This is a genomic window from Actinoplanes ianthinogenes (genome assembly GCF_018324205.1).
In the GTDB taxonomy this organism is placed as follows: Bacteria; Actinomycetota; Actinomycetes; order Mycobacteriales; family Micromonosporaceae; genus Actinoplanes; species Actinoplanes ianthinogenes.
The window spans coordinates 4,842,936-4,867,329 of the sequence record NZ_AP023356.1 but is presented as its reverse complement, the minus strand read 5'-3'; the positions used below and the strand labels follow the sequence as shown (position 1 = coordinate 4,867,329).

The following is a 24,394-nucleotide window of genomic DNA, read 5'->3' as shown; positions in this document are numbered from 1 at the left end:
TTCCGGCCTCTTGTGCCGGACCGCCGATTTCCCATGATCGCCGTGATGAGTTTGCGCGTTCGCTTCACGGCTTGATCGCACTCCTGCGGTCACCGCAACCGCGCCGCCGGCAATGACGACGGCTCCCACGCTTGTGGGCGAGCATGACCACCGCTTTCCACGCGCAACCCGTCTGACCCTGCTCCACGGATGTTTTAGCCTCAAGTCGTGCTCGTCTGGTTGTTGTTCGGGTTGCTCGGTATCGCCGTGCTGTACAGGCTGATCCGGCTGGCCGTTGCCCACGGCATCGCCGACGCCGACGAGGAGCGACGGCGCAAAGCTGGCGGGACCCCTTGATCCGGCCATCCCGGACAGCCGGCTCTGAGCTTCTCCGATGTTCCTGACTGAGGGAGAAGGCCGCGGTTCGACCCTGCCTCTGGTCACCAGAGAGCAGAGGAACGCGGGTCGGCGTCCTTCATCGTGCGCGTGAGAGTCGCGCGGAATGCGATTTCCGGCGGCCGGTAATCGCTGTCGCCGTTACCAGCCGGCTCAGGGTCGGCTGGTTCGCGTCAGGCGGAGCCGCTCCGGGCGCGGATACGAAAGCCGCCGGCTTGTGTCGGCTGGAGTCGTTGTCAGGCGCGTGCCCGACAACGGGCGCGTTGCGTCAAGACCGCTGTGGGGCACGCACCCGACAGCGAAATGGGACTGCCGTCCGAGCAAGACCGCTCCAGGGACGCGGCAACAGCGCGAAATGGCTGGCTTGCGCGGGCGGGACGCTCCGCGCACGGACGCGGCCCGCTTCAGGCACGACCAGTCCGCGCATGCGCTGCTCGCGGAAGCGGATCACATCAGGACACGACCACTTCGGGCACGCGCTGCCAGCGGAAGCGGATCGCATCAGGGCACGACCGCTTCCGGCACGCGCTGCCAGCGGAAGCGGATCACATCAGAGCACGACCACTTCGGCAGGCTCGACCACGGCGGGAGAGGGCTCGCGGGAGGGCCCTGGTCGTACCGGAAGGGCATGGAGCGGACCCGGCGGCTGGATGCGGGCCTTGGGGCGAGAAAAGGGGCGGCGCCCGGCGGAGGACCGCCGGGCGCCGCTGTGGTGCTTTGTGCTGACTTCGTCAGCGGACCGAGTCGGCCAGGCGCTTCTTCACGTCGGCCGGGATCTCCGGGTGGACCGACTTGCCCTCGGCGGAGGAGACCGAGGCGGTGCTCCAGGTGGACTCGCACTCGCTGTAGCTGGCGCCGCCCAGGCTCAGGCAGTAGTCGCCCTCGGCGTCGTTGGCGCCGCCGCTGAGGTAGTCCGGGCCGGCCGTGCCGAGCGGGGCGAAGGTGCTCAGGTCGAAGTACGAACCGTAGAGGATGTCGTCGCTGTTGGCGCCGTAGACCCGGTCGTAGCCGTAGCCGCCGATCAGACCGTCCCGGCCGTTGCCACCGTCGATGACGTCGTTGCCGAAGGCGGTGCCGGTCCGGTAGTCGTCGCCGTAGATCTCGTCGTCGCCGTCCTCGCCGTACAGCCAGTCGTTGCCGGCGTAGCCGTAGATGAGGTCGTTGCCGGCGCCGCCGTAGACCACGTCGTTGCCGGAGTCGCCGAGGATCTGGTCGGTACCGGTGTTGCCGTACATCTTGTCGCTACCGGTGCCACCGTAGAGCTTGTCGTTGCCGGTGAGACCGACCAGCAGGTCGTTGCCGCTCTGACCGAACAGGTTGTCGTTGCCACCCCGGCCGTAGAGCTTGTCGTTGCCCGAGGCGCCCTGGAGCTGGTCGGCGCCGCTGCCGCCGTACAGCGTGTCGTTGCCGGAGCCGCCGTCGGCCAGCATGTAGATGCCGGTCTTGTTGACGACCTTGTCGTTCTTGTCGCCGAGGGCGATGACCAGTTTCTTCGGCTTCGACGACGTGGTGCACTTGACCTTGGTCTTGTCGCCCTTGACCGCCTTGCAGCCCTTGCCGGCCTTGATGGCGACCTTGTCGTTGAGCGTGACCGTGCGGCCGGAGACCGTGATGACCAGCGAGTTCGACTTGGTCATCAGTGCGTTGAACTTGACGGTGGTGCCGGACACCCGCGCCAGGCCAGCGGTGGCGGCCTGCGCCGGGGCGGCGAAGAGAGTGGTGGCTGCGGCAACCGCGACAGCTGTAGCGCCGATCGTGGCGAGAGCCTTGCGACTGGTCAGGAACATGAAGGCATTCCCCCGATGAGGAGCGGATTCGACGGTGTCGATCACCGGCGACGACACATGGTAGGACGGTACCGTTCCGGCGCACCTCCCCGTTTCGACCATTTGGCGATCATAAATACTGTGATGGCCGTCACTATCCAGAGTGGATTAGCTGTCCACCGCACGCATTGACCCCTTGAAGGCGCGGGCCGCCTCAATCAAAGTGTTATCGGGATCGGTCCGCACTGGACCCCGGTTTGCTAGGAGGTACAGCGTCGTGCAGACCTTCGCCAACGAGGAAGAACAGACTGCCTACAACCTGGCCGAGGCGCTGAGTGAGAAGGCGATGTCCTTCATGAAGCTGGCCGAGGAGGCCGCCGACGCCTTCCGTGGCGGCAAACAGGCGATGCGCCGTCAGTTCAAGGCGCGCGGATTGTCCGAGGCGGAGGCCGATATCCGGTACGCCGGGACCGCCCAGGCATCCCGGGCGATCTCCGACAACCAGTTCTTCATGTCACTCGCGTCGATGTACAACACCGCCGCCGGGACGCAGTACGCGAAAGCGCTGTATCACAAGGCTCGGTGAGCCGAGGTCACGCCGCCCGGTGACGCAGGGTGGCGACCGTGGAGCCGGCCAGGGCGAGCAGGCAGTCCGGCAGCTGCCCGTCGGCGATCGCGGCGCCGAACAGGGCCTCGCCGGTCGGGAAGTCCCCGTTCACATACGCACTGACGAAGCGGGCGACCCAGCGTTTGTCATAGCGCGCGTCGTCGATGCCGGGGAACTCCAGGGTCCAGCCGCCACCGCCGGGCAGGTCGCCGACCATGGTCGCGGCGAGGCACCACGCGACGTCCCAGGCGCCGACCACGCCGTCCCGCGAGACGACGGCGTCGAAGGTGCTGGCCACAGCATCGCTGTCACCACTGAGAGCGCAGGTCAGGATCTGCGTGGCGTCGTCGAACGCATGCTGTGGTACTTCGGTCACGTTGAGAACCGTACGCGGAACCGTCAAGGACTGCCTGTTGATCAGTGCAGAAACCTTACTGATCAAGCACCGCGCAGCAGGCAGGTGATCCGGGCGGTGCAGACCCGCTCACCGGCCTCGTCCTCCAGGACCACCTCGTAGGTGGCGACGGCGCGGCCCCGGTGCACCGGCACCGCGATGCCGGTCACCAGCCCGGAGCGGGCGGCCTTGTGGTGGGTGGCGTTGATGTCCACCCCGACCGCGAACGGCCGGTCCACGGTCTGCCCGTGCAGCACCGCGCCGACCGAGCCGAGGGTCTCCGCGAGCACGCAGGACGCCCCGCCGTGCAGCAGACCGTACGGCTGGGTGTTGCCCTCGACCGGCATCGTCCCGACCACCCGCTCGGCCGTCGCCTCGGTGATCACGATGCCCATCCGCTCGGCGAGCGCACCGCCCCCGTTGCTGGTGAAGAGGTGCTGCATGCCGTCCGCCGCGATATCCACGACGGCGTACGTTACCCCCGGCCGTGGCCGGTACCAGCGATACCCGTCACAGCGGCCGGACTGGCCTTCGCGGGTGTCGGGTATGGGTGTGGCTGTTGTGCCGGGCGGGACTTCACGGCACAGTCGTGCGGAACTCGAGCTAAGGAGACGACATGAGTGAGCCGCAGGAGATCGTCGAGACCCGGGGCGACGACCGCGTCGACCTGATCACCAGCGACGCGAACGGCGACGGCAAGGTCGACGTGTGGGTGTCGGACACCGATGGCGACGGCAAGCCGGACCTGTTCCAGTTCGACACGGACGGCGACGGCAAGGTCGACGTGACGATGGTGGACCTGGACGAGGACGGCACCCCGGACACGATCGTCGACGGCGACGGCGGAGTGCCGCCGGTCGCCTGAACGGTCACGCGCCGCCGAGGGCGGACAGGGCCACCCAGAGCACGGCGATCGCCACCACGGCGGTACCGACCGTGGAGGCGGTGTGCCGCCAGGAGCGGACGCCCTCGACCGCTTCCGGGTGTCCCAGCTCGACCAGGACGGCCCGGTGGGCACGCACCTCGGACCGGTGCTGGCCGGCGAGCTCCGGAGCCCGGCTGAGCTCCACTGCCAGCCGGGCCTGGGCACGCTGCAAACGGCGTACCGTAGCCCTTGCCTTGTGGCCCGCGCGGTCCGCGGCGTGCCGGCGGGCCGCGGCCCGGCGCGAACCCGAACCGAGTGCCCGCAACTCGCCCTCGGTGATCACCTCGGGGTCGTCGAGGCGGGCCAGCCCCGCGACGTAGAACTCGGCCTCCCGGTCGTGCGCGCGGCGGACCAGCCAGAGGATCAGCAGCAGCGGCGGCAGGCCCTTGAGGACCAGCACGGCGAGCAGCGCCACCGGTCCGTTGCCCAGGCCGTCGCGGAACAGCGGCGAGTTCCACAGCACGTGCGAGGCCCAGGCGCCGAACAGCGCCAGCCCGGCCATCGTGATCCGGCGCGGCCAGCCGCGGTCGGTGGCGACCACCAGGTAACCGATGCCGGCGCCGGCCAGCGCGCCGAACAGGGTGTGGCTCCACACCCCGGCCAGGAACCCGCGGATCAGGAACGTGGTGATCACCGGCTGGACCGCGTCGCCCTGCCCGGCCAGCGCGACCGCGCCGATCGCGAAGACCACGTCCTCGACGATCTGGAAACCCAGGCCGACCAGCGCGCCGTAGACCACGCCGTCGAGCACGCTGTTCACCTGGGAGCGGGCGATCAGCACGATGGCGATCACGCCGAGCGTCTTGGCGATCTCCTCAACCGTGGGCCCGGCCAGCGCGGCGCCCCAGTCCGCGGCCAGGCCGGGCGAGCCGAGCTTGGCGATCAAATTCTCCAGGGCGGTGCTGCCCGGGATGGAGACGCTGGTGGCCACCAGGCCGCCCCAGGCGAACGCCACCACGAGCAGGCCGGTCGGCTCCCGTTCGAGGAAGTCCAGCTCCTGGACGAACAGCCAGAACGGGACGGCGAGCAGGGCGAACAGGGCCAGCGCGGCGAGTGTGGCGATCGGGTAGGAGTGCAGAAAGCGGGCCAGGATCTGCGACATCCGGACCGCGCCGGCGGCCAGCAGGGTGATCACGACCCAGAACGCGGGCAGCCTCAGGGTGGCCGCCCGTGCCGGGCCGGGGACTACCGGATCGCTCACGAGCCACCCTCGTAGCGCAGGGTGCGAGTGCTGGCGTCGATGGCCGGCAGGGTGTGGTCCAGGTCCAGGTCGGCACCGCTGACCGTGACCTCGACGCTGAGTCCGTGCGCGACGAAGACCGCGTAGCGGCCACCGCGGTCGCCGGCGGTGTATCCGCCCTGCAGGCCGGCCAGGCCGCCGGCCGTGGAGACGGCGAGCTGGGTGCCGGTCACCTGGTATCCCGAGGTGCCGGTGATGCGCTGACGGAGCCGGACGGCCGCCGCGGTCAGGTCGCCGGAGAAGGGCTGGACCGCGATCGCGTAGCGGACCCGGCCGAGCCGGAACAGTGCGGTGCCGCGGTCGTCGCCCGGGCGGGTCCCGGTGACGTCGAGCGTCGCGCCCGGTGGCGGCACCACGGTGACCCCGGCACCCACCCGGTACGGCTGACCGGCCGGCACCGCCCGCTGCGCCGAGACGGCGCGGTCGAGCGCCGGCAGGCCGAGGGCGAGCGCCGCCAGGAGGGCGACCAGAACGAGGGCGCTGAGGAGTCCGGGTGCGCTGGGGACATCGGTGAGATGACGCCGCGTGACCGTCCCCATCCGTCCACGCTAACGAGACCACCCCGGGGATGTCCGGTGATCTGCGCGTATGACTACTGTGGACGGACGCTCAAGCTGGCAGATTACGGATTTGTCCGTTTTACCGAAAGATGCGCAGGGGGGACGATCGCGGTCAACCAGACCCCGTTGGCGCTGCGATGGAACACGTGCCCGGCGACGGCCATCGCACCCGCCGCCACGGTGAACACCACGACGTCGGCCGATCGGCGCCGGCCGACGGTGAGAGCGGTCGGCACGTCCACCGACAGGTGCACGTGGTGCCGGGAGCGCGGGCGCAGGCCGTCGCGCAGGATCGCGTCGAGGTTGTCCCGCGGGGTGCCGTGGTAGAGCACCGCGGGCGGCTCGGCCGGCGGCAGGTCCAGATCGACCGCGACCCGGCGGGAGTGGCCCTGGCTGGCGCGGATCCGCTCCACCCCGTCGTCGCCGACGGCCAGCGCGAAGCGGGACTTGTCGTTGAAGGCCACCACGTGATCCAGCTCGGCACGGCTGATCCGGAGGGCGGCGAGGAAATCGGCGACCGGCACCCAGCCGTTCGCGTCCAGCGTCAGACCGGCCACCTCGGGCCGGTGACGCAGCACCAGGGACATCCGCCGGCTGAGGCGGACCTGGTCACGGGAGAGTTCGGTCAATGGTCTTGCTCCATGACCGCAAGGTAGTACGGGTGGTCCTTCCGGTCGATCGATTTGAGCCGCCACCCGGTGCCCTCGAGCAGCTCCTCCAGCTCGTCGACCGAGCAGTTGAGGTAGTCGAACCAGTCGCTGGCCACCAGCCGGTAGCGCAGCCTTAGCCGCAGCTGCCCGCCGAGCCGGCCGCGGTCCCGGTTCCGCTGGTGATAGCTCACGTGCACCGGGTCCTTGGTGCCGTACGGGTCGGCGCCCTGCGCGATGATCCGGGCGCCCGGGTTCGCCAGCCGGGCCAGCGCCTCCAGGAAGACCGGCGCGCGTTCCGGGCCCTCCAGCAGGCCCAGGTTGTTGCCGAGCAGCAGGAAGGTGTCGTACCGGGCGGTCGCGGCCGCGTACCGGTCCACGGTGCTCAGCACGGTGTCGCGCAGGCCGCGCTTGCGGGCCACCTCGATCGCGCCGGGCGAGGTGTCCAGGCCGGTCACCGCCATGCCGCGGCGCTGGAGTTCGAGTGCGATCCGGGCGGCGCCGACGCCGATGTCCAGCACGTGGCCGCGGCACTTGCGCAGCGCCCGGTGGTCGTGCGGCTGCCAGGCCTCCGGCTCGTCCAGGTAGTGGTCGGCGGGCGCGCCGTTGATCAGCCCGTCGTCGCGTTCGATCACCTCGATCACCGGCCGGGGCAGGCGCCCGCCGGCCAGCGGACGGGGCCCGATGCCGGTTCGTACCGCGTACGCGTCTTTGATCATGTCGCCGAAGGCGTCGCCGATCGTCGGCTGCTGCATGGTCATTACTCTTGAGGAGTGACCGCCTTGGAGCAACTCGCCTCGGAGAAGTACGTCCTGCTCACGACGTTCCGCAAGGACGGCCGGGCGGTGCCGACCCCGCTGTGGGTGGTCCCGGACGGCAGTGGGCTGGCGTTCTGGACGGTGGCCGGCAGCGGCAAGCTGAAGCGGATCAAGAACAGTGGGCGGGTCACCGTGGCCGCCTGCGACATGCGCGGCAACCCCACCGGTGAGCCGATCGAGGCCACCGCCCGGATCGGTGACAGCGCCGACCTGGCCCGGGTCAGCGCGACCCTGAAGCGCAAGTACGGCCTGATCGGGCGCCTGACCATGCTCGGCAGCCGGATCCGCCGCGGCGCCGAAGGAACTGTCGCGGTGCTCGTATCCTGACCGGCGCCAGGTCGTTGATCTAGGAAACGGGCCGAACCGGGGAAACGAAGAAGGGGCGATACGCCTTCCCCAGCGCACGCCCCTTACAACGATCTAGGTCGAACCGGTCAGTCACCCTGACGCTGCGTGGGAATCTGCCCTTGCAGCAGGGCGCGAACCTCCGACTCCCGGTAGCGACGGTGGCCGCCGAGCGTGCGAATAGCGCTGAGCTTGCCCGCCTTCGCCCACCGGGTGACGGTCTTCGGGTCGACACGGAACATCGACGCCACCTCGGCCGGCGTTAGTAGCGGCTCAGGATCGTGCGTACGCGATGCCATCGGTCACTCCTCCACAGGTACCTAAAAACATCGGCCGGGGTCCCGCCGGCCGGTGCGTCTCTCATGGTCCGGCTAGTCCCCGATGTCCGACATGGGCCGAACGGACGAACGTCCCCAGATAGACGGATGAAGCATGCCCGATTTTTGCGTGTTTTCTACGCCAGATAGTGTCTCGTTTAGTCCGATTATCACGCTTCGCCGGGCAGCGATTACGAAGAGTGTTCGCTTCGGGAGCGCTTCCAGCAGCGGCAGAACTTCCCAGTCTGTCCTATTTCTGCAGGTCAGTTACACCGCTCCAGAAGCTGGACAACTCGCCATCTAGCGACCAGCTTTTCGTACGCCTCGCCGGCCGCGTCGGCCTCACCCCGGGACAGTGCCGAAAGCCCGGCAGCCACCAGTCCGGGTGAATCGTCCTCGTGGAGCTTGTCCTCCGGAAGGAGGTTGACCAGGCCGCCGTAATCGAGCTCGACGACCGACCGGGGATGGAACTCCTCCAGCCACCGGGTGCCCTCCTCGACCGCCTCGGTGATCGGGGCGTCGCCCAGGGACTTGCGCAGCACCGAGACCGCCCGGTGCGCCCGCCGGCGGGCCTTGGAGATCTCCGTGCGGTAACGCAGTGTGCGCCGCCGGGCGGTCAGCGAGATCTCCCGCTCGTCCAGGTCGACGAACGCGAACCAGCGCAGCGGCACTCCCCAGGTGGCGATCTGCTCGTGCACCCGGGGCACGCCCTGCTCCAGCACCCGTGCCCCGCTGCGCCAGTCCTCCACCACGGCCTTGGCCTGCCCGGCCAGCACCGGCGGGACGAAGGCGTCGGCCAGCACCGCGGGCACGCCGTCCCGGGCGTTCAGGGCCGCCTCGGCGACCCGCAGACGCAGGTTCCACGGGCAGACCAGCAGCGAGTTCTCCCACTCCAGGACGTACGCCTCGTCGGGCAGGTCGGGCAGCCTGGTCCAGCCGGCCCCGAGCGCCTCGAGCACGGCGGTGCGCTGCCGGACCGGGCCCTCGACCGGACCGAGGTCGCGGCCCTCCTTGGCATAGCGGCGCCAGAAGACCTGCCGCTCCCGGTCGAAGGCGGTCAGCGGCTCGTAAACCCGTAGGTACGACGCGAACAGTGACGGCACGGCGCGATCCTTTCACGAATCCGGCCGGGGGGAACTTCCCGCGCGGGCGTAATACCCATGCCATTCGCGCGACTACGCTTCGCCTTGTCCGGCCTACCCCGCCGGGTCCGGGGCCCCACGAAGGCCCACACGAAGAATCAGGAGAACGAAAGATGGGTGTGTTCGACACCGACGGCAACGACGCCACCGGGCACGAACAGGTCGTCTTCTGCCAGGACCGGGTCTCCGGCCTGAAAGCGATCATCGGGATCTACTCGACGGCCCTCGGGCCGGCCCTCGGCGGCACCCGGTTCTATCCGTACGCGAGCGAGGCGGACGCGCTCGCCGACGTGCTCAAGCTGTCCCGCGGGATGGCGTACAAGAACGCGCTGGCCGGGCTGGACCTGGGCGGCGGCAAGGCGGTGATCTGGGGTGACCCGGCCACCGTGAAGTCCGAGGCGCTGCTGCGGGCGTACGGGCGGTTCGTCGAGTCGCTCAAGGGCCGCTACTACACCGCCTGCGACGTCGGCACCTACGTGCCGGACATGGACGTGATCGCCCGCGAGACCCGTTACGTCACCGGCCGCAGCGTCGAGCACGGCGGCGCCGGCGACTCCTCCGTGCTCACCGCCTGGGGCGTCTTCCAGGGCATGCGCGCGGCCGCCGAGCACACCTGGGGCAGCCCCACGCTGGCCGGTCGCACGGTGGGCGTCTCCGGCCTGGGCAAGGTCGGCAAGTACCTGGTGGGCCACCTGATCAAGGACGGCGCCACGGTGGTCGCCACCGACGTGAACCCGGCCGCCCTGGAGTGGGCCCGGACCACCCACCCGGAGATCGAGCTGGCGGCGGACAACCAGGCTCTGATCACCGCCGACCTCGACGTGTACGCGCCGTGCGCCCTGGGCGGCGCGCTCAACGACGACACGGTCCCGGTGCTGCGGGCCAAGGTCGTCACCGGCGCGGCCAACAACCAGCTCGCCCACCCGGGCATCGGCAAGCTGCTCGACGACCGCAAGATCCTTTACACCCCGGACTACGTGGTGAACGCCGGCGGCGTGATCCAGGTGGCCGACGAGATCGAGGGCTTCAACTTCGATCGGGCGAAACTGCGGGCGACCGCCATCTTCGACACCACCCGGCGCATCCTTCAGCTCGCCGATGTCGAGGGCGTACCGCCGGCGGTGGCCGCCGACCGGCTCGCCGAGCGTCGCATGGCGGAGGTCGGTCGCCTGCGTTCGATCTACCTCCGGTAGCCGCCCCGCTGGACCGGTTCAGGGCCTGCCGCGCGGCGTCGGAAAAAGAGAACCGCGACGCGCGGCAGTGTCACACGCAACCCGAGGTGCCGAAGACGGCATCGTCCATGTACCGTAAGACCCACGAGAGATGCCTGACGTCATCGGGGCCCGCCTTCGGGCTGCCCCGAATTCTGTGCGAGGGGGTCGAGCCATGGGGCGCGGCCGTGCTAAGGCCAAGCAGACGAAGGTGGCGCGGGAGTTGAAGTATCACTCCCCCAACACCGACCTCACCGCCTTGCAGCGCGAACTGGCGGGAACACGCCAGTCCGACCGTCATTTCGACGACGACAACGAAGATTTCGTCGACGATGACGAGGACGACGCTGACGACGACCAGGATTCCTGGTCGCCGCCAAGGCGGCTTTGACCCGTATTGCACAGAGCACGCGGACTGACCGCGTGCTTCCGTGTGTCGCGGTCACCCAACTCCTACGGTTGCACTGAAGCCCACGCGGGCTGTGTCCGCGTGGGCTTCGACCGAGCCTCGCTCCAGCGTTGCCGGAAACCGCCCACCGCGTGTTCTCGTTCGCATGGGCCCCCGACCTCGCTCCAGCGTCGCCAGCTGCCGGTCACCCACGTGTTCCGTTCGCGTGGGCGCGTGCCGGAGCCGGCTCAGCGTGGCCGGTTGTTCCAGTTGTAGAACGTAGGAATGTTCTCGAAGTGGTTCCAGGCGCACACCGCCGAGCCGCTCTCGGGCGTTGCCTCCTCGGCGCGTTGCCGGCGAGCCGTCTCCGCCTCCGCGATGAGCGCGGCGAGCCCGTCCCGGGTCTCGTGCACCCGTGCCGTCACCGGATCCGTCTCCACGCCGTCAGACAGCCGTGGGCTCGTGATCTCGGGCATGATCCAGCACTCCCTCCAGTAGGCGAATCTTGCTGTTCCGGCAGTGGTTCGTCTCGGTGACGTCGAACCTGCCGTGTTCGAAGTAGCGGTTGGCGGCGTGAGCCCCGCCACAGAAGCCGAAGTACGGACAACTCCGCCGGCACGCCTCGACCCCGTCCAGGAACTCGCCGATCCAGGGTGTGGCGGCCGCGTTCGCCAGGATCTGGCGCAGCGGGGTGGTGAGCACGTTGCCGCTGGTGAAGTCGCCGTACCGCGGGTCGTGGAAGCCGGCCAGCTCGGGCGAGAGGAGCACCACCGAGCCGTCGTGCGCCACCGTGGGGATCGGATCCAGCTGCCGGGGCAGCAGGTCGTCGGCGGTGCCGTCGAGGACCGCCGCGGTGTAGCGCAGCGACCACTCCACCTCGCGCAGGTGGATCCGGGGCGCCGCCCGCCAGGCGCCGACCAGCTCGGCCCAGAACGCGCTCACCGCGGCCGGATCGTGCCGGTTCAGCCGGAGGTTGACCCCCTCCTGCTCCTCCACGTTGATCCCGAGCACCTCGCAGCCCAGGCCGAGGAAGTAGTCGTAGAGCTCGGTGGCCAGGCCGGGACGCGGATCGGCCACCACGCACAGGGTGGAGAACGGGATCCGGTGCCGGCGCAGCGCCGCGATCCCCTTGGCGATCAGGTCGTAGGCCGGTTTGCCGGCCCTGTCCACCCGGTCACCGTTGTGTGCCCGGGGGCCGTCCACGCTCACGCTGACCCGGACGTCGTGCGCCACGAAGAACTCGCACCAGGCGTCGTCGATCAGCGTCGCGTTGGTCTGCACGTGATGCTCCACGCCGGCGCCGAACGGCGCGAACAGCGCGGCCAGGTGGGCCGGCCCGGCCGCGAGCGGCTCACCGCCGTGCCACACCACGGAGAACCGGCCCGACCGGGCGAACCCGGCGACCTCGGCGGCCACCGCCTCGGCGACGGCCACCGGCATCTTCCGGTTCTCCCGCCGGAGCGGCAGGTAACAGTAGCCGCAAGCCAGATTGCACAGAGTAGTCGGCTGCATCACTACGTAAGAGGGTTCCGCCGAGATGCCCCGCATCCCGTTCCACGCGTCCGCCATCGCGTACCTCCCGTCCGGCACCCATGACACAGGGCCAGGCTAGGCCTCGCGGTCCAGAACTCATGCGAAAGATCCGTATGTGCCGGACATCGGCACACACGGATCATTTCATGGTGGACCTATGGCGAACCAGACTCACGTCTGAGCGGTCACCGTCACTCACGGTCAGCCCCGGGTGTAGGAGCCCATCATCTGCACCTGTCCGGAGCCCTCGATGACCTCGCCGACCTGCCACGCCTCGACCCCGCGACCGGCCAGGTAGGCCATCGCGCGGTCCGCGTCGTCGGAGGAGACGATCGCGAACATGCCGACACCCATGTTGAAGGTGGCCTCCATCTCCGAGTCCTCGATCCGGCCCTTGGCCTGGATCAGGTCGAAGATGGGCTGGGGGCGCCAGGTGGACCGGTCGACCACGGCGTCCAGCGTGCCGGGCAGCACCCGGTTCAGGTTGCCGGGGATGCCGCCGCCGGTGATGTGCGAGAACGCCCGGACGTCGGTCTCCTCGATCAGGCCCAGGCAGTCCTTGGCGTAGATCTTGGTGGGGGTGAGCAGCTCCTCGCCCAGGGTGCGCGAGGTGCCGAAGTCGTCGACCACGGTGTCCAGGCGCATCCGGCCGGCGCCCAGCAGGACGTGGCGGACCAGGGAGTACCCGTTGGAGTGCAGGCCGGAGGAGCGCATCGCGATCACCGCGTCGCCGGCCTCGACCCGGTCCTGGCCGAGGATCTCGCTCTCCTCGACGACGCCGACGCCAGTGGCGGAAACGTCGTACTCGTCCGGGCGCAGGACGCCCGGGTGCTCGGCGGTCTCGCCGCCGAGCAGGGCACAACCCGCGTACCGGCAGCCGTCCGCGATGCCGGCGCCGATCTCGGCGATCTTGTCCGGCACCACCTCGCCGCAGGCGATGTAGTCGAGCAGGAACAGCGGCTCGGCGCCGCAGGCCACCAGGTCGTCGACAACCATGGCGACCAGGTCGATGCCGATCGTGTCGTGGATGTCGAGCTGCTGGGCGATGACCAGCTTGGTGCCCACACCGTCGGTGGACGAGGCCAGGATTGGACTCTTGTACTTCGCAGCGTTCAGCCGGAACAGTCCGGAGAAGCCGCCGAGGTCACCCATCACCTCGGGCCGGGTGGTCTTCTTGACCTTGGCCTTGAGCAGCTCGACGGCCCGGTCACCCGCGTCGATCGAGACACCCGCCGCCGCATACGTCGCGGAGCGCTTGCGCGGCCCGCGGCCGGCGCCCGCCGTCCACGGCTGTTTGTCGCCGCCCTCAGCGCCGTTCGATCCGGCACTGCGCTCGGACACGTGCGTCACGGTTCTCCCCTTAGCGGTTTCTGACTAGGCGGTACTTGCTGATTAGAACGTGTCACGGATGGTGCAGCGCCGAAGCGCCGCCCGGACTGGCCACCAGCGGCGCCGGTGCCGTGTGGTCGTCGGCGTGCTCACGGGCCTCGTAATCGGCCTCGAGCTCGCTGACCGCGGCGTCGGTCGCCTGCTCGGCGCGACGGCCGACACCCTCCAGCACGTGCTTGCCGATCAGGTCGGCGGCCGGCAGCTCGATCGGGTACTCCCCGTCGAAGCAGGCCATGCAGAGCCGGGTTTTCGGCTGCTCGGTCGCCTGGACCAGGTTGTCCAGCGAGACGTAACCCAGGCTGTCCGCGCCGATCGAGCGGCGGATGCCGTCGAGCTCCAGGCCGTTGGCGATCAGCTCGGCCCGGGTGGCGAAGTCGATGCCGTAGAAACACGGCCACTTCACCGGCGGGGACGAGATCCGCACGTGCACCTCGAGTGCGCCGGCCTCGCGCAGCATCCGGATCTGGGCGCGCTGGGTGTTGCCCCGGACGATCGAGTCGTCGACCACCACGATCCGCTTGCCCCGGACCACCTCGCGCAGCGGGTTCAGCTTGAGCCGGATGCCGAGCTGGCGGATGGTCTGCGAGGGCTGGATGAAGGTGCGGCCGACATACGCGTTCTTCATGAAGCCGGCGCTGTACGGGATGCCGGAGGCCTCCGCGTAACCGATCGCGGCCGGGATGCCGGACTCCGGGACACCGATCACCAGGTCGGCCTCGACCGGGTGCTCCTTGGCCAGCTTGCGGCCGACCTCGACGCGGGCGGCGTAGATGTTGCGGCCGGCGATGGTGGTGTCCGGGCGGGCGAGGTACACGTACTCGAAAAGGCAGCCCTTGGGCTCCGGGGCGGCGAACCGCGAGGAGCGCAGGCCGCGCTCGTCGATCGCGATGATCTCGCCGGGCTCGACCTCGCGGACGAAGCTGGCGCCGGTGATGTCCAGGGCGGCGGTCTCGCTGGCGACCACCCAGCCGCGCTCCATCCGGCCGAGCACCAGCGGGCGCACGCCCTGCGGGTCACGCGCCGCGTAAAGCGTGTGCTCGTCCATGAAGACGAAGCTGAACGCGCCGCGCAGGGTGGGCAGCACCTCCATCGCGGCGGCCTCGACCGAGAGGTCCGGCCGGCCGGCGAGCAGGGTGGTGACCAGAGCGGTGTCCGAGGTGGCGTCGCCCACCTCGAGGCCGCGGTCGGCGACCTCCTTGGCCAGCTCGGCGGTGTTCACCAGGTTGCCGTTGTGCGCCAGCGCGACCGTGGTGCCGGCCGTGGTGGCCCGGATGGTGGGCTGCGCGTTTTCCCAGTTGGATCCGCCGGTGGTGGAGTAACGTGCGTGGCCGATGGCGAGATGGCCGCGCAGACTGGCCAGGGTCGGCTCGTCGAAGACCTGGGAGACCAGGCCGACGTCCTTGTAGACCACGACACCGGAGCCGTCACTCACCGCGATGCCGGCGGCCTCCTGACCGCGGTGTTGCAGTGCGTAGAGCCCGAAGTACGTGAGTTTGGCGACCTCTTCCTCGGGGGCCCAGACGCCGAAGACGCCGCAGGCATCCTGGGGGCCGCGCTCCTGGGGGTCGAGATCGTCGGTCAATCGGCCGTCGCCTCGGGGCACCTGCTCGCTCCCTCATGTCGGTTCGCACGAACTGCTCGAAGCGCGACCACCGCTGGTCTGCCCGAACTCCGCTCGCTCCGACCGCCCAGTGTACGCGAGCCCGGAGCCGCCCGGCCCGGGCTCATTCCGGGGTGAGCGGCAGGTACTCGGTGAGATCGGTGCGAATCCCACTGGCCCGGAGACGACCGTCACGGAGCGCCTCGGCCCAGTCGAGGCGTCCGGTGGCCAGGAGCAGCCAGGTCATCGGATCGGTTTCCACCACATTGGGCGGTGTGCCGCGAGTGTGGCGCGGACCGGGCACGCACTGAATCGCACCGAAAGGCGGAATTCGCACCTCCACCGAACGGCCAGGAGCGCGGCGGGACAACTCGGTCAGCAGGGCACGGACCGCGTCACGCAGGGTCGGACGGTCAGGTTCATCACCTCGGTCCAGCGCGTCCAACGCCACGGACACCGACTCGGAATTATTGTGCGCAGGCGACATGTCGGGACGATACGACGCGGTTCACCGACAACGGCACACTCCCCTGGGTCGCGCAAAAGCCGTGCGACAAGGCATAGTTGCCGACGGCGTATGAGTCGCGGGAGATCTGACGGGCAGGAAGCCGGAGACCGCGCGACACGGAAGGCGGTGGACGTGACGACGCACCTACGAGACCGAGCGGTCCAGGCCGGTGCGTTCCTGGCGCTGGTCGTCGGCCTGGTGGCCGGTGTGCAGACAGCCGCGTTGGCTGCCTCGCCCACCGTGGACCTACCCGGGTCGTTGAGCGGTGACTCCGGAGCTACTGTAACCGTGCAATACACGGTTGGTAACCCTGGGGACTCGAACGGCGGCAACGAGAACCAGGGCAAAGCCCTCGTGATCGTCACGTCGAATGCCTCGGGCTGCAACGACTGCGGCATCTCGAACGATCAGCTGGCGCCCGGCGAGACGGCGTCGCACACCGTGCACATCACCCTGCCGACCGTGGACGCGGGCCAGACCAAGTCGGTCAGCCTTCAGGTCAGCGCGGCGATCGCCGGTTCCGACCCGACCTCGAAGTCGGTGTCCATCACGGTCAAGGGACCGGAGGCGCCGCAGACCGTCCGGCAGGTGTCCGGCAAGGTCCGCGCCGTCGACGGCACCCGGCTCCCCGGCGCCACCGTCGCGATGAAGGACAGCCAGGGCCACACCTACCAGGCGACCTCGGACGCGGACGGCCAGTTCGCCTTCACCTCGTCGGACGCCCAGCCGATCTCGCCGGGCTCGATCACCGTGGGCGCGTCCCTGGGCGGTTACAAGGTCGCCCAGACCACGGTCAACGGCAAGGCCAACAAGAGCGTCACGGCCACCATCACCCTGAAGCCGGCGGCCAGCGCGTCGGCGTCGGCGAGCGCGTCACCGAGCGCCTCGACCAGCGCGACGCCGGCCGACGAGGCCACCGAGGACGAGGTGCCCACCACCGACCCGAACGCCAACGCGGCGGCCGCCGGCACGGCGAACACCGCGAACGCCTCCGAGGACGGCGGCGTCTCCTGGATGCTGCTCGTCGTCGGCGGTCTGCTGGTCGCCGCCGGCATCGGCGCGATGGTGCTGGTCATGATGCGCCGCAAGAACGCGCGGAACGACGACGACGCGGACGGCGGCGCCGGCTTCGGCGGCGGTCCGACCGGCAGCCCCGTGGGCCCCGGCCGGTACGGCGCGGACGCCACCCGGGTGGCCGCTCCGGTCGGCGCCGCGCGTGGCAACGACGCGACCATGGTGGCCGGCGCCGGGATGGGCGCCGGCGGCCTGAGCGACGCCCCCACGATGATCCACCGGGCCCCGGTCGAGGACGAGTTCCCCGACCCGTACGGCGCTCCGATGCCTCCGCAGGGCGGCTTCGTCGGCGGCGGCGCGGGCAACAGCCAGTGGGACGACAACCAGGGCGGTTACGGCGGCGAGTACGGCGGTGGCCAGTACGGCGCGCAGGCCGGCGGTTACGACAACGGCCAGCAGCGCTACGACGAGCACACCAGCATGTACCAGCCGGAGCAGCAGTCCCCGCAGCGCTACGACGAGCACACCAACCTCTACCAGCCGAACAACGGCGGGTACGACGACGGTTACGGTGGTGGCTACGGCGAGCAGGGTGGCTGGGACAACGGCAACCAGGCCGGCACCTACGGCGGTGGCTACGACCAGGCCGGCAACTACGGCGGCCAGGGTGGTTACGACCAGGGTCACGGTGGCTACGACCAGGGCCAGGGCGGCTACGACCAGGGTGGGTACGGCGCCCAGGGTGGCTACGGTCAGCAGGGCCAGCCGCCGCAGGGCCAGGGTGGCTACGGCAACCAGGGCGGCTACGAGCAGCGCGGTGGGTCGTACGGTCAGGACCCGAACCGGCGCGGCAACCGCGACTGGGACGAGTGACCTGAGGTAAGAGCGAAGAAAGGGCCCCGCGCGTCGCGCGGGGCCCTTTCCGTTGCCGCCTTGTCAGGACTCGATCGGTCCGAGCTCCAGCGTCACCGAGCGAACCTCGTCGGACGCCGCCGGGGCCGGCTCACCGAACAGTTTCGGCAGGGTGCCGGAGAACGCGGTCCGCAGCTCGTCCAGCGGGATCGAGAACTGCCCGGTCACCTCCAGCGCCGCGGCGTCGGTGGTGACACCGATCTTGGCGCACGGGACGCCCAGCTCGGCGGCGAGCGCCACGAACGCCTTCTCGTGGCCCCGCGGCACGGCCACCAGGGCACGCCCCGCCGACTCGCTGAACAGGTCCACGAACGCCGACTCGACGGTCACCGTCGCGCCGGTGTTGTAGCGCAGGCAGCTCTCCACCAGGACCTGCGCCAGGCCACCGTCGGAGAGGTCGTGCGCCGCGCTGACCAGCCCGGTCTTCGAGACCCGCGCCATCAGCTTGCCGAGGGTCTGCTCGGCCGCCAGGTCGACCTTGGGCGGCCGGCCGCCGAGGTGGCCGTGGGTCACCCAGGCCCACTCCGAGCCGGACAGCTCGGCCCGGGTCTCGCCGAGCAGGAAGAGCAGTTCGCCGGCGGCCTTGAAGCCCATCGGGATGCGCCGGGTGACGTCGTCGAACAGGCCCATCACGCCGACCACCGGGGTGGGGTGGATCGCCGCGGCACCGGTCTGGTTGTAGAAGCTGACGTTGCCGCCGGTCACCGGGGTGCCCAGCTGCTGGCAGCCGTCCGCCAGACCCTGCACGGCCCGCGCGAACTGCCACATCACGGCCGGGTCCTCGGGCGAGCCGAAGTTCAGGCAGTCGGTGACGGCGATCGGCTCGGCGCCGGTGACGGCGACGTTCCGGTACGCCTCGGCCAGCGCCAGTTTCGCCCCCTCGTAGGGGTCGAGCCGCGCGAACCGCCCGTTGCCGTCCACCGACAGCGCCACGCCGAGGTTCGTCTCCTCGTCGAGCCGCAGCACGCCGGAGTCCTCCGGCTGGGCCAGCACGGTGTTGCCGAGCACGTACCGGTCGTACTGCTCGGTCACCCAGGTCTTGTCGCACAGGTTCGGCGAGGCGGCCATCCGCAGCACCGTCTCGCGCAGCTCGTCACCGGTCGACGGACGCGGCAGCGTCTCGGCCCGGTCGGCCTGGAGCAGGATCAGGTCGGACGGCTCACGCAGCGGCCGCTCGTAGACCGGACCGTCGTCGGCGAGCGAGCCCGGGGGCACGTCCACCACGACGTGGTCGTTCCAGGTGATCACCAGGCGGCCCGGGGTGCCGTCCTCGGCCCGCGGGGTGACCTCGCCGATCGCGGTGGCCCAGACGCCCCACTTCTCCGCGACCTTGAGGACCGCGTCGAGGTTCTCCGGGGTGACGATCAGGAGCATGCGCTCCTGCGACTCGCTGGCCAGGATCTCGGTCGGCGACATCGAGGCCTCGCGCAGCGGGACCCGCTCCAGCCAGACCCGCATGCCGGTGCCGGCCGCCGCGGCGGTCTCGGTGAGCGCGCAGGTGAGGCCGGCGCCGCCGAGGTCCTGGATGCCGGTGACCAGGCCGGCGTCGTAGAGCTCGAGGCAGCTCTCGATCAGCAGTTTCTCCATGAACGGGTCGCCGACCTGCACCGACGGGCGGCGCTGCTCGGCCTCCTCGTCGAAGGTGGCGGACGCCAGCACCGAGACCCCGCCGATGCCGTCCCGGCCGGTCCGGGCGCCGAGCAGCACCACGATGTTGCCGGTGCCGGTGGCTTCCTTCTTTTGCAGCCGCTCGACCGGCAGGACGCCGATCGACAGCGCGTTGACCAGCGGGTTGCCCTGGTAGCACGGGTCGAAGACGATCTCGCCGCCGATGTTCGGCAGGCCCAGGCAGTTGCCGTAGCCGCCGATGCCGGCGACCACGCCGGGCAGCACCCGGGCGGTGTCCGGGTGGTCGGCCGCGCCGAAGCGCAGCGGGTCCATCACCGCGATCGGGCGGGCGCCCATCGCCAGGATGTCCCGGACGATGCCGCCGACACCGGTGGCCGCGCCCTGGTAGGGCTCGACGTAGCTGGGGTGGTTGTGCGACTCGACCTTGAAGGTGACCGCCAGGTCGTCGGAGACCTGGACCACACCCGCGTTCTCGCCGATGCCGGCCAGCATGCGGGTGTTTTTCGGAACCTTGGCGACGAACTCGCGCAGGTGCACCTTGCTCGACTTGTACGAGCAGTGCTCACTCCACATGATCGAGTACATCGCGAGCTCGGACGCGGTCGGCCGGCGGCCGAGGATGTCCTTGATCTTCGCGTACTCGTCGTCCTTGAGGCCCAGGTCGGCGTAGGGCTGCAGGTCGTCCGAGGACTCCTGCGCCCTCTGCACGGTGTCCGGCCCGTCGGCGAACCCCTCGGCCAGAACGTCGGTCGCAGCGAAGGCGGTCTCCGAGATGGCCGGCCCGGTCTGCTGCTGCGTCACTGCTGTCCCCCTGCTTGCGAACCACCCGCGGACGACCCCGCCAGGGACCGCAGGACGGAGGTGAAGAAGCCGAGGCCGTCGAGCGACGGTCCGGTCAGCGCCTCCACGGCGTGTTCCGGGTGCGGCATGATGCCGACGACGTTGCCGGCCTCGTTGGTGATCCCGGCGATGTCGCGCTGCGAACCGTTCGGGTTGCCGTTGATGTACCGGGCGATCACCCGGCCCTCGGCCTCGAGCTTGTCCAGCGTGGCCGGGTCGGCGACGAAGCAGCCCTCGCCGTTCTTCACCGGGATGAGAATCTCCTGGCCGGGCGTGAAGCCGTTGGTCCAGGCGGTGTTCGTCGCCTCGACCTTGAGCCACTGGTCCCGGTTACGGAAGTGCAGGTGCTGGTTCCGGGTCAGCGCGCCGGGCAGCAGGTGCGCCTCGCAGAGGACCTGGAAACCGTTGCAGATGCCCAGCACGGGCAGGCCGCCACGGGCCGCGTCGACGATCGTCTCCATCACCGGAGCGAATCGCGCGATGGCGCCGCAGCGCAGATAGTCGCCGTACGAGAAGCCGCCGGGCAGGACCACGGCGTCCACCCCGTGCAGATCCGGGTCGCCGTGCCAGAGACGAACCGCCTCGGCGCCGGCAAGCCGGGCGGCGCGGGCGGCGTCCCCGTCGTCCAGTGATCCGGGGAAGGTGACCACACCGATCCGCATGGTCAGGCGACCTCCGCCGCAGCCTCGACCCGGACCTGGTAGTCCTCGATCACCGGGTTGGCGAGCAGCTTGTCGGCGATCTCGCGAGCCCGATCCAGGTCGGGTTCGCCATCGAATTCGATCTCGATCCGACGGCCGATGCGAACAGAGGAGACATCGGTGACGCCGAGCCGGGGCAGGGCATTGGCCACCGCCTGACCCTGCGGATCCAGGATCTCCGGCTTGAGCATGACGTCGACCACGACGCGAGCCACGGGCACTCCTGACTGATAGGTGTAAGCACGAAGGAGCCTACCTGGTCAACTGTTCCACCAGTTCAAAGGATGGGCGCGGGGGAGTAACCGGCCGCCGCGGGGTGCCGCTCCACGATCGCGGCGACCCGGTCGGCGACCGCGCGCACCTGAGCCGGCGCGGCGCCGACGAACGCGGCCCGGTCGGCGACCAGCGTGTCGATCTCGGCCCGGGACAGCTGGAGCCGGCCGTCGTCGGCGAGCCGGTCGAAGAGGTCGTTGACCGCCACGCCCTTCTCCCGCATGGCGAGCGCCACGGCAACCGCGTGCTCCTTGATCACCTCGTGCGCGACCTCGCGGCCCACGCCCTTGCGCACCGCGGCCACCAGAATCTTGGTGGTGGCCAGGAACGGCAGGAACCGGTCCAGCTCGCGGGCGATCACCGCGGGGTACGCCCCGAACTCGTCGAGCACGGTGAGGAAGGTCTGGAACAGCCCGTCGGTGGCGAAGAACGCGTCCGGCAGGGCCACCCGGCGGACCACCGAGCAGGAGACGTCGCCCTCGTTCCACTGGTCGCCGGCCAGTTCGCCGACCATCGACAGGTAACCCCGGACGATCACGGCGAGGCCGTTGACCCGCTCCGACGAGCGGGTGTTCATCTTGTGCGGCATCGCCGACGAGCCGACCTGGCCCGGCTTGAAGCCCTCGGTGACCAGCTCCTGGCCGACCATCAGGCGGATCGTGGTGGCCAGCGAGGACGGCCCGGCGACGACCTGGGCCAGCGCGGAGACCACGTCGAAGTCGAGCGAGCGCGGGTAGACCTGGCCGACGCTGCTCAGCACCCGGGTGAAACCGAGGTGCTCGGCGACCTTGGCCTCGAGCTGCTCGAACGACGAATACGACCCGTCGAGCAGGTCGAGCTGGTCGGCGGCGGTGCCGACCGGGCCCTTGATGCCGCGCAGCGGGTACCGCCCGAGCAGGTCCTCCAGCCGCTCGTACGCGATCAGCAGCTCCTCGGTCGACGACGCGAACCGCTTGCCCAGCGTGGTGGCCTGCGCCGCCACGTTGTGCGAGCGCCCGGTCAGCACCAGGTCGGAGTGCTCGACGGCGAGCGCGGCGAGCCGGGCCAGGGTGGCCACCACCCGGTCCCGGACCAGCTCCAGCGACGCCCGGATCTGGAGCTGCTCCACGTTCTCGGTGAGGTCGCGCGAGGTCATTCCCTTGTGGATCTGCTCGAAGCCGGCCAGCTCCGAGAACTCCTCGATGCGCGCCTTGACGTCGTGCCGGGTGACCCGCTCGCGGGCCGCGATGGACGCCAGGTCGACCTGGTCGAGGACGGACTCGTACGCCTCGACGGCGCCCTCGGGCACCGCGACACCGAGGTCACGCTGGGCCTTCAGGACGGCCAGCCAGAGCCGGCGCTCCATCCGGATCTTCTCCTCCGGCGACCAGAGGGTGACGAGGTCGGCGGAGGCATAGCGGCTGGCAAGCACGTTCGGGATGGTCACGGCACCGATTCTTCCATGTGCCCGGGTTCCGCCCTCGGCAGCCGGTGGCGCCGGGTGCGGACGTCTCGGCTGCTCAGCATCCCGGCCACGGCGAGCAGCAGCACCGCGGCCGCGCCGAGCAGGGTCGGTTGCGCCCCGAACCGGTCGGCGACCGGGCCGACCGCCATCTCCCCGATCGGCACCGCCAGGAACGAGCCGACCATGTCGTAGGAGTAGACGCGGGCCAGCCGGTCGGCCGGGATGTGTTCCTGCATCGTGGTCTCCCAGCCGACGCTGAAGATCTCCAGCGCGACACCGGCCAGGAAGCCCGCTCCGGCGAGCGCGACGAGATGCGGATGCAGTCCGAGAACGATCAGCGGGCCCGCCATCACGGCGAGGGAGATCACGCCGTACCGGAGAAAGCGCCGCAGCCGCAGGCGCATCGCGAGCAGGCCCCCGGCGATCATCCCGGCGGTCTGGGCGGCCAGCACCAGGCCCCAGGCCGAGCGGCCGATGGTCTGCGCGGCGACCGCGGGACCGAGGATGTGAGTGGCGCCCGACCAGGCCATGTTCATCACGCAGGCGCCGGCGACCACCACCCAGAGCCAGGTGTGCGAGCGGAACTCGGTCCAGCCGGTGCGCAGCTCGTGCAGCACGCCGACGCGGTCCGGCGGCGGCTGGTCGTCGCGCGGAGCCGGCAGCCGGATCAGGGCGAAGCAGAGCGCGGAGATCAGGAACGTGCCGCCGTCGACCGCGATCGCCCAGCCCGGGCCGACCACCGCGACCAGCACGCCGCCCAGCGGAGCACCGATGATCATCGCGCCGCTCAGCGACAGCCGGTTCAGCGCGTTGGCCTGCTGCCGCTCGTCCTCGGCCACGGTCCGCGGCACCAGAGCCGAGCTGGCCGGCATCGCCACCGCGGCCACCGCGCCGTTCACCGCGGAGAGGACGACCAGCAGGGGGACGGTCGCCGATCCGGTGAGCACCAGCGCGGCGACCGCGGCCTGGGTGAGCGCCGCGATCAGGTTCGCGCCGACCATCAGCAGATTTTTCGGCAGGCGGTCGGCGAGGACCCCGCCGAAGAGCAGGAACACCACGTTGAGCAGGGTGCGCACGCCGACCACCAGACCGGCGTCACCGGCCCGGCCGGTCAGGTCGAGGACCGCGAAGGTCAGCGCGAAGGTCGCGAACGCGTTGCCGAAGGCGTCCACCGCCCGGCCGGCCAGGAGCCACCGGAAGGCCGGGCGGCGCAGCGGCGCCGGGACCCTCACTGCTCGTCGTCCATCTCGAAGAGCGCCACCGTGGTGCTGGTCCGGATGGCGCCGGGGCTGCCCGGCGGGCGGGCGGCGGCATGCAGGTCGTGCAGCGCGGCGGCGATCCGGTCGCGCACGTCCTGCCAGACCGCCGGGTCGACCCAGACCTCGGCGTCGCCCAGCACGCCGACCCCGCCACCGCGCCGGGTGTGCGCGCGCCGGGTCAGCTCGTCGGCGGCGGCCGGATAGAAGAGCCCGGCCTGCTCCGGCGTGAAGCGCCGCGCCGGGTCGTAGCGGTATCGCTTCGCCAGGCCGCCGCGGATCTTCTGCTCGCCGGCCACCACGATCAGGCCGCCGGCCAGCAGGTTACGCAGGTGGTAGCTGGCGTTGGCGTGGGTGATGCCGAGCTCGCGCGCGACGTCGGCGGCGGTCAGCTCGGCGCCGGTGAGCAGCGACATGATCCGCAGCCGGACCGGATGGGCCAGTGCCCGCAGCGAGGCATCCCCCAAAGGCATGTTGGGGAGTATAGGACTGCCAAACACTTGTTGGAGAGTGGCAGACTGCACGAAAAGGCGGCATTCTCGCTAAGGTTACTGGCGAGT

27 protein-coding genes are annotated in these 24,394 nt (G+C 70.3%); 7 read left to right on the top strand and 20 right to left on the bottom strand.

The window, feature by feature from the left end:
* The first annotated feature begins 207 nt into the window (after positions 1 to 207).
* Positions 208 to 336: a hypothetical protein gene (locus tag Aiant_RS46585; protein WP_268248765.1), complete on the top strand. Its 129-nt coding sequence runs from the start codon at positions 208 to 210 to the stop codon at positions 334 to 336.
* Positions 337 to 1,106: 770 nt separating this feature from the next.
* Here the strand turns inward: Aiant_RS46585 and Aiant_RS21900 are convergent.
* Positions 1,107 to 2,162: a calcium-binding protein gene (locus tag Aiant_RS21900; RefSeq protein ID WP_189331891.1), complete on the bottom strand. Its 1,056-nt coding sequence runs from the start codon at positions 2,160 to 2,162 to the stop codon at positions 1,107 to 1,109.
* A gap of 256 nt (positions 2,163 to 2,418) precedes the next feature.
* Here Aiant_RS21900 and Aiant_RS21895 point away from each other — a divergent pair, with 256 nt between their 5' ends.
* Positions 2,419 to 2,727: a hypothetical protein gene (locus Aiant_RS21895; RefSeq protein ID WP_189331892.1), complete on the top strand. Its 309-nt coding sequence runs from the start codon at positions 2,419 to 2,421 to the stop codon at positions 2,725 to 2,727.
* A gap of 7 nt (positions 2,728 to 2,734) precedes the next feature.
* Here Aiant_RS21895 and Aiant_RS21890 read toward each other — a convergent pair whose 3' ends face one another.
* Both Aiant_RS21890 and Aiant_RS21885 read right to left on the bottom strand, forming a co-directional pair.
* Positions 2,735 to 3,124, bottom strand: coding sequence for a hypothetical protein (locus Aiant_RS21890; RefSeq protein WP_189331893.1), 390 nt, complete (start codon positions 3,122 to 3,124; stop codon positions 2,735 to 2,737).
* 62 nt (positions 3,125 to 3,186) lie between these two features.
* Complete coding sequence (locus tag Aiant_RS21885) at positions 3,187 to 3,585, bottom strand: hotdog fold thioesterase (protein WP_189332313.1); 399 nt, start codon at positions 3,583 to 3,585, stop codon at positions 3,187 to 3,189.
* A 173-nt stretch (positions 3,586 to 3,758) separates the two neighbouring features.
* Between Aiant_RS21885 and Aiant_RS21880 the strand changes: the two genes are divergently transcribed.
* Entirely contained in the window at positions 3,759 to 4,007 is a 249-nt protein-coding gene (locus Aiant_RS21880; RefSeq protein ID WP_189331894.1) for a hypothetical protein, read from the top strand.
* Between the two features lie 4 nt (positions 4,008 to 4,011).
* On the opposite strand, the gene Aiant_RS21875 is transcribed toward Aiant_RS21880, so the two are convergent.
* From Aiant_RS21875 to Aiant_RS21860, 4 genes are all read right to left on the bottom strand, one after another.
* Positions 4,012 to 5,268, bottom strand: coding sequence for a PrsW family intramembrane metalloprotease (locus Aiant_RS21875; RefSeq protein ID WP_189331895.1), 1,257 nt, complete (start codon positions 5,266 to 5,268; stop codon positions 4,012 to 4,014).
* Complete coding sequence (locus tag Aiant_RS21870; protein WP_189331896.1) at positions 5,265 to 5,846, bottom strand: hypothetical protein; 582 nt, start codon at positions 5,844 to 5,846, stop codon at positions 5,265 to 5,267. The genes Aiant_RS21875 and Aiant_RS21870 overlap by 4 nt, the downstream gene beginning before the upstream one ends.
* A gap of 83 nt (positions 5,847 to 5,929) precedes the next feature.
* Positions 5,930 to 6,496, bottom strand: a complete 567-nt coding sequence (locus Aiant_RS21865; protein ID WP_189331897.1) for an RNA 2'-phosphotransferase — start codon at positions 6,494 to 6,496, stop codon at positions 5,930 to 5,932.
* On the bottom strand, positions 6,493 to 7,269 hold the full coding sequence (locus tag Aiant_RS21860) for a class I SAM-dependent methyltransferase (protein ID WP_425322685.1): 777 nt from the start codon (positions 7,267 to 7,269) through the stop codon (positions 6,493 to 6,495). Before Aiant_RS21860 ends, Aiant_RS21865 begins: the two co-directional genes overlap by 4 nt.
* A gap of 18 nt (positions 7,270 to 7,287) precedes the next feature.
* Here Aiant_RS21860 and Aiant_RS21855 point away from each other — a divergent pair, with 18 nt between their 5' ends.
* Positions 7,288 to 7,659 carry a PPOX class F420-dependent oxidoreductase gene (locus Aiant_RS21855; protein ID WP_189331899.1) on the top strand — a complete coding sequence of 124 codons (372 nt, stop codon included), beginning with the start codon at positions 7,288 to 7,290 and terminating at the stop codon, positions 7,657 to 7,659.
* Positions 7,660 to 7,766: 107 nt separating this feature from the next.
* Here Aiant_RS21855 and Aiant_RS21850 read toward each other — a convergent pair whose 3' ends face one another.
* Together Aiant_RS21850 and Aiant_RS21845 are read right to left on the bottom strand one after the other, a co-directional pair.
* Positions 7,767 to 7,976, bottom strand: a complete 210-nt coding sequence (locus Aiant_RS21850) for a BldC family transcriptional regulator (protein WP_014687221.1) — start codon at positions 7,974 to 7,976, stop codon at positions 7,767 to 7,769.
* Between the two features lie 281 nt (positions 7,977 to 8,257).
* Positions 8,258 to 9,097 (bottom strand): DUF8083 family protein, encoded by an 840-nt coding sequence (locus Aiant_RS21845; protein ID WP_189331900.1) that lies wholly within the window; start codon positions 9,095 to 9,097, stop codon positions 8,258 to 8,260.
* A gap of 152 nt (positions 9,098 to 9,249) precedes the next feature.
* Between Aiant_RS21845 and Aiant_RS21840 the strand changes: the two genes are divergently transcribed.
* Together Aiant_RS21840 and Aiant_RS21835 are read left to right on the top strand one after the other, a co-directional pair.
* A complete protein-coding gene (locus Aiant_RS21840) occupies positions 9,250 to 10,329 on the top strand; it encodes a Glu/Leu/Phe/Val family dehydrogenase (RefSeq protein WP_189331901.1) in 1,080 nt (359 codons plus the stop codon).
* Between the two features lie 193 nt (positions 10,330 to 10,522).
* Positions 10,523 to 10,738 carry a DUF3073 domain-containing protein gene (locus Aiant_RS21835; RefSeq protein ID WP_189331902.1) on the top strand — a complete coding sequence of 72 codons (216 nt, stop codon included), beginning with the start codon at positions 10,523 to 10,525 and terminating at the stop codon, positions 10,736 to 10,738.
* 245 nt (positions 10,739 to 10,983) lie between these two features.
* On the opposite strand, the gene amcA is transcribed toward Aiant_RS21835, so the two are convergent.
* The 5 genes from amcA to Aiant_RS21810 form a co-directional block, all read right to left on the bottom strand.
* On the bottom strand, positions 10,984 to 11,211 hold the full coding sequence (amcA, locus tag Aiant_RS21830; protein WP_185038549.1) for a multiple cyclophane-containing RiPP AmcA: 228 nt from the start codon (positions 11,209 to 11,211) through the stop codon (positions 10,984 to 10,986).
* Positions 11,180 to 12,283: a cyclophane-forming radical SAM peptide maturase AmcB gene (amcB, locus tag Aiant_RS21825; RefSeq protein WP_306415830.1), complete on the bottom strand. Its 1,104-nt coding sequence runs from the start codon at positions 12,281 to 12,283 to the stop codon at positions 11,180 to 11,182. The genes amcA and amcB overlap by 32 nt, the downstream gene beginning before the upstream one ends.
* A gap of 186 nt (positions 12,284 to 12,469) precedes the next feature.
* A complete protein-coding gene (gene purM / locus Aiant_RS21820; protein ID WP_189331903.1) occupies positions 12,470 to 13,618 on the bottom strand; it encodes a phosphoribosylformylglycinamidine cyclo-ligase in 1,149 nt (382 codons plus the stop codon).
* Positions 13,619 to 13,670: 52 nt separating this feature from the next.
* Positions 13,671 to 15,260 carry an amidophosphoribosyltransferase gene (gene purF, locus Aiant_RS21815; protein WP_189331904.1) on the bottom strand — a complete coding sequence of 530 codons (1,590 nt, stop codon included), beginning with the start codon at positions 15,258 to 15,260 and terminating at the stop codon, positions 13,671 to 13,673.
* A 121-nt stretch (positions 15,261 to 15,381) separates the two neighbouring features.
* On the bottom strand, positions 15,382 to 15,744 hold the full coding sequence (locus Aiant_RS21810) for a sterol carrier family protein (RefSeq protein ID WP_189331905.1): 363 nt from the start codon (positions 15,742 to 15,744) through the stop codon (positions 15,382 to 15,384).
* A gap of 153 nt (positions 15,745 to 15,897) precedes the next feature.
* Between Aiant_RS21810 and Aiant_RS21805 the strand changes: the two genes are divergently transcribed.
* Positions 15,898 to 17,652, top strand: coding sequence for a carboxypeptidase-like regulatory domain-containing protein (locus Aiant_RS21805; RefSeq protein ID WP_189331906.1), 1,755 nt, complete (start codon positions 15,898 to 15,900; stop codon positions 17,650 to 17,652).
* A 63-nt stretch (positions 17,653 to 17,715) separates the two neighbouring features.
* On the opposite strand, the gene purL is transcribed toward Aiant_RS21805, so the two are convergent.
* The 6 genes from purL to Aiant_RS21775 all read right to left on the bottom strand — a co-directional run bounded on the left by purL (position 17,716) and on the right by Aiant_RS21775 (position 24,307).
* Positions 17,716 to 20,094, bottom strand: coding sequence for a phosphoribosylformylglycinamidine synthase subunit PurL (purL, locus tag Aiant_RS21800; RefSeq protein WP_229830429.1), 2,379 nt, complete (start codon positions 20,092 to 20,094; stop codon positions 17,716 to 17,718).
* 23 nt (positions 20,095 to 20,117) lie between these two features.
* Positions 20,118 to 20,828 carry a phosphoribosylformylglycinamidine synthase subunit PurQ gene (gene purQ / locus Aiant_RS21795; protein WP_189332315.1) on the bottom strand — a complete coding sequence of 237 codons (711 nt, stop codon included), beginning with the start codon at positions 20,826 to 20,828 and terminating at the stop codon, positions 20,118 to 20,120.
* Complete coding sequence (gene purS, locus Aiant_RS21790; protein WP_185038543.1) at positions 20,825 to 21,076, bottom strand: phosphoribosylformylglycinamidine synthase subunit PurS; 252 nt, start codon at positions 21,074 to 21,076, stop codon at positions 20,825 to 20,827. Before purS ends, purQ begins: the two co-directional genes overlap by 4 nt.
* Before the next feature lie 62 nt (positions 21,077 to 21,138).
* Positions 21,139 to 22,560: an adenylosuccinate lyase gene (gene purB, locus Aiant_RS21785; RefSeq protein WP_189331908.1), complete on the bottom strand. Its 1,422-nt coding sequence runs from the start codon at positions 22,558 to 22,560 to the stop codon at positions 21,139 to 21,141.
* Positions 22,557 to 23,810, bottom strand: a complete 1,254-nt coding sequence (locus Aiant_RS21780; RefSeq protein ID WP_189331909.1) for an MFS transporter — start codon at positions 23,808 to 23,810, stop codon at positions 22,557 to 22,559. The genes purB and Aiant_RS21780 overlap by 4 nt, the downstream gene beginning before the upstream one ends.
* The gene (locus tag Aiant_RS21775) at positions 23,807 to 24,307 is read right to left on the bottom strand and encodes a winged helix-turn-helix domain-containing protein (protein WP_189331910.1); all 501 of its coding nucleotides are present in this window, start codon (positions 24,305 to 24,307) and stop codon (positions 23,807 to 23,809) included. The genes Aiant_RS21780 and Aiant_RS21775 overlap by 4 nt, the downstream gene beginning before the upstream one ends.
* Between the last annotated feature and the right edge of the window lie 87 nt (positions 24,308 to 24,394).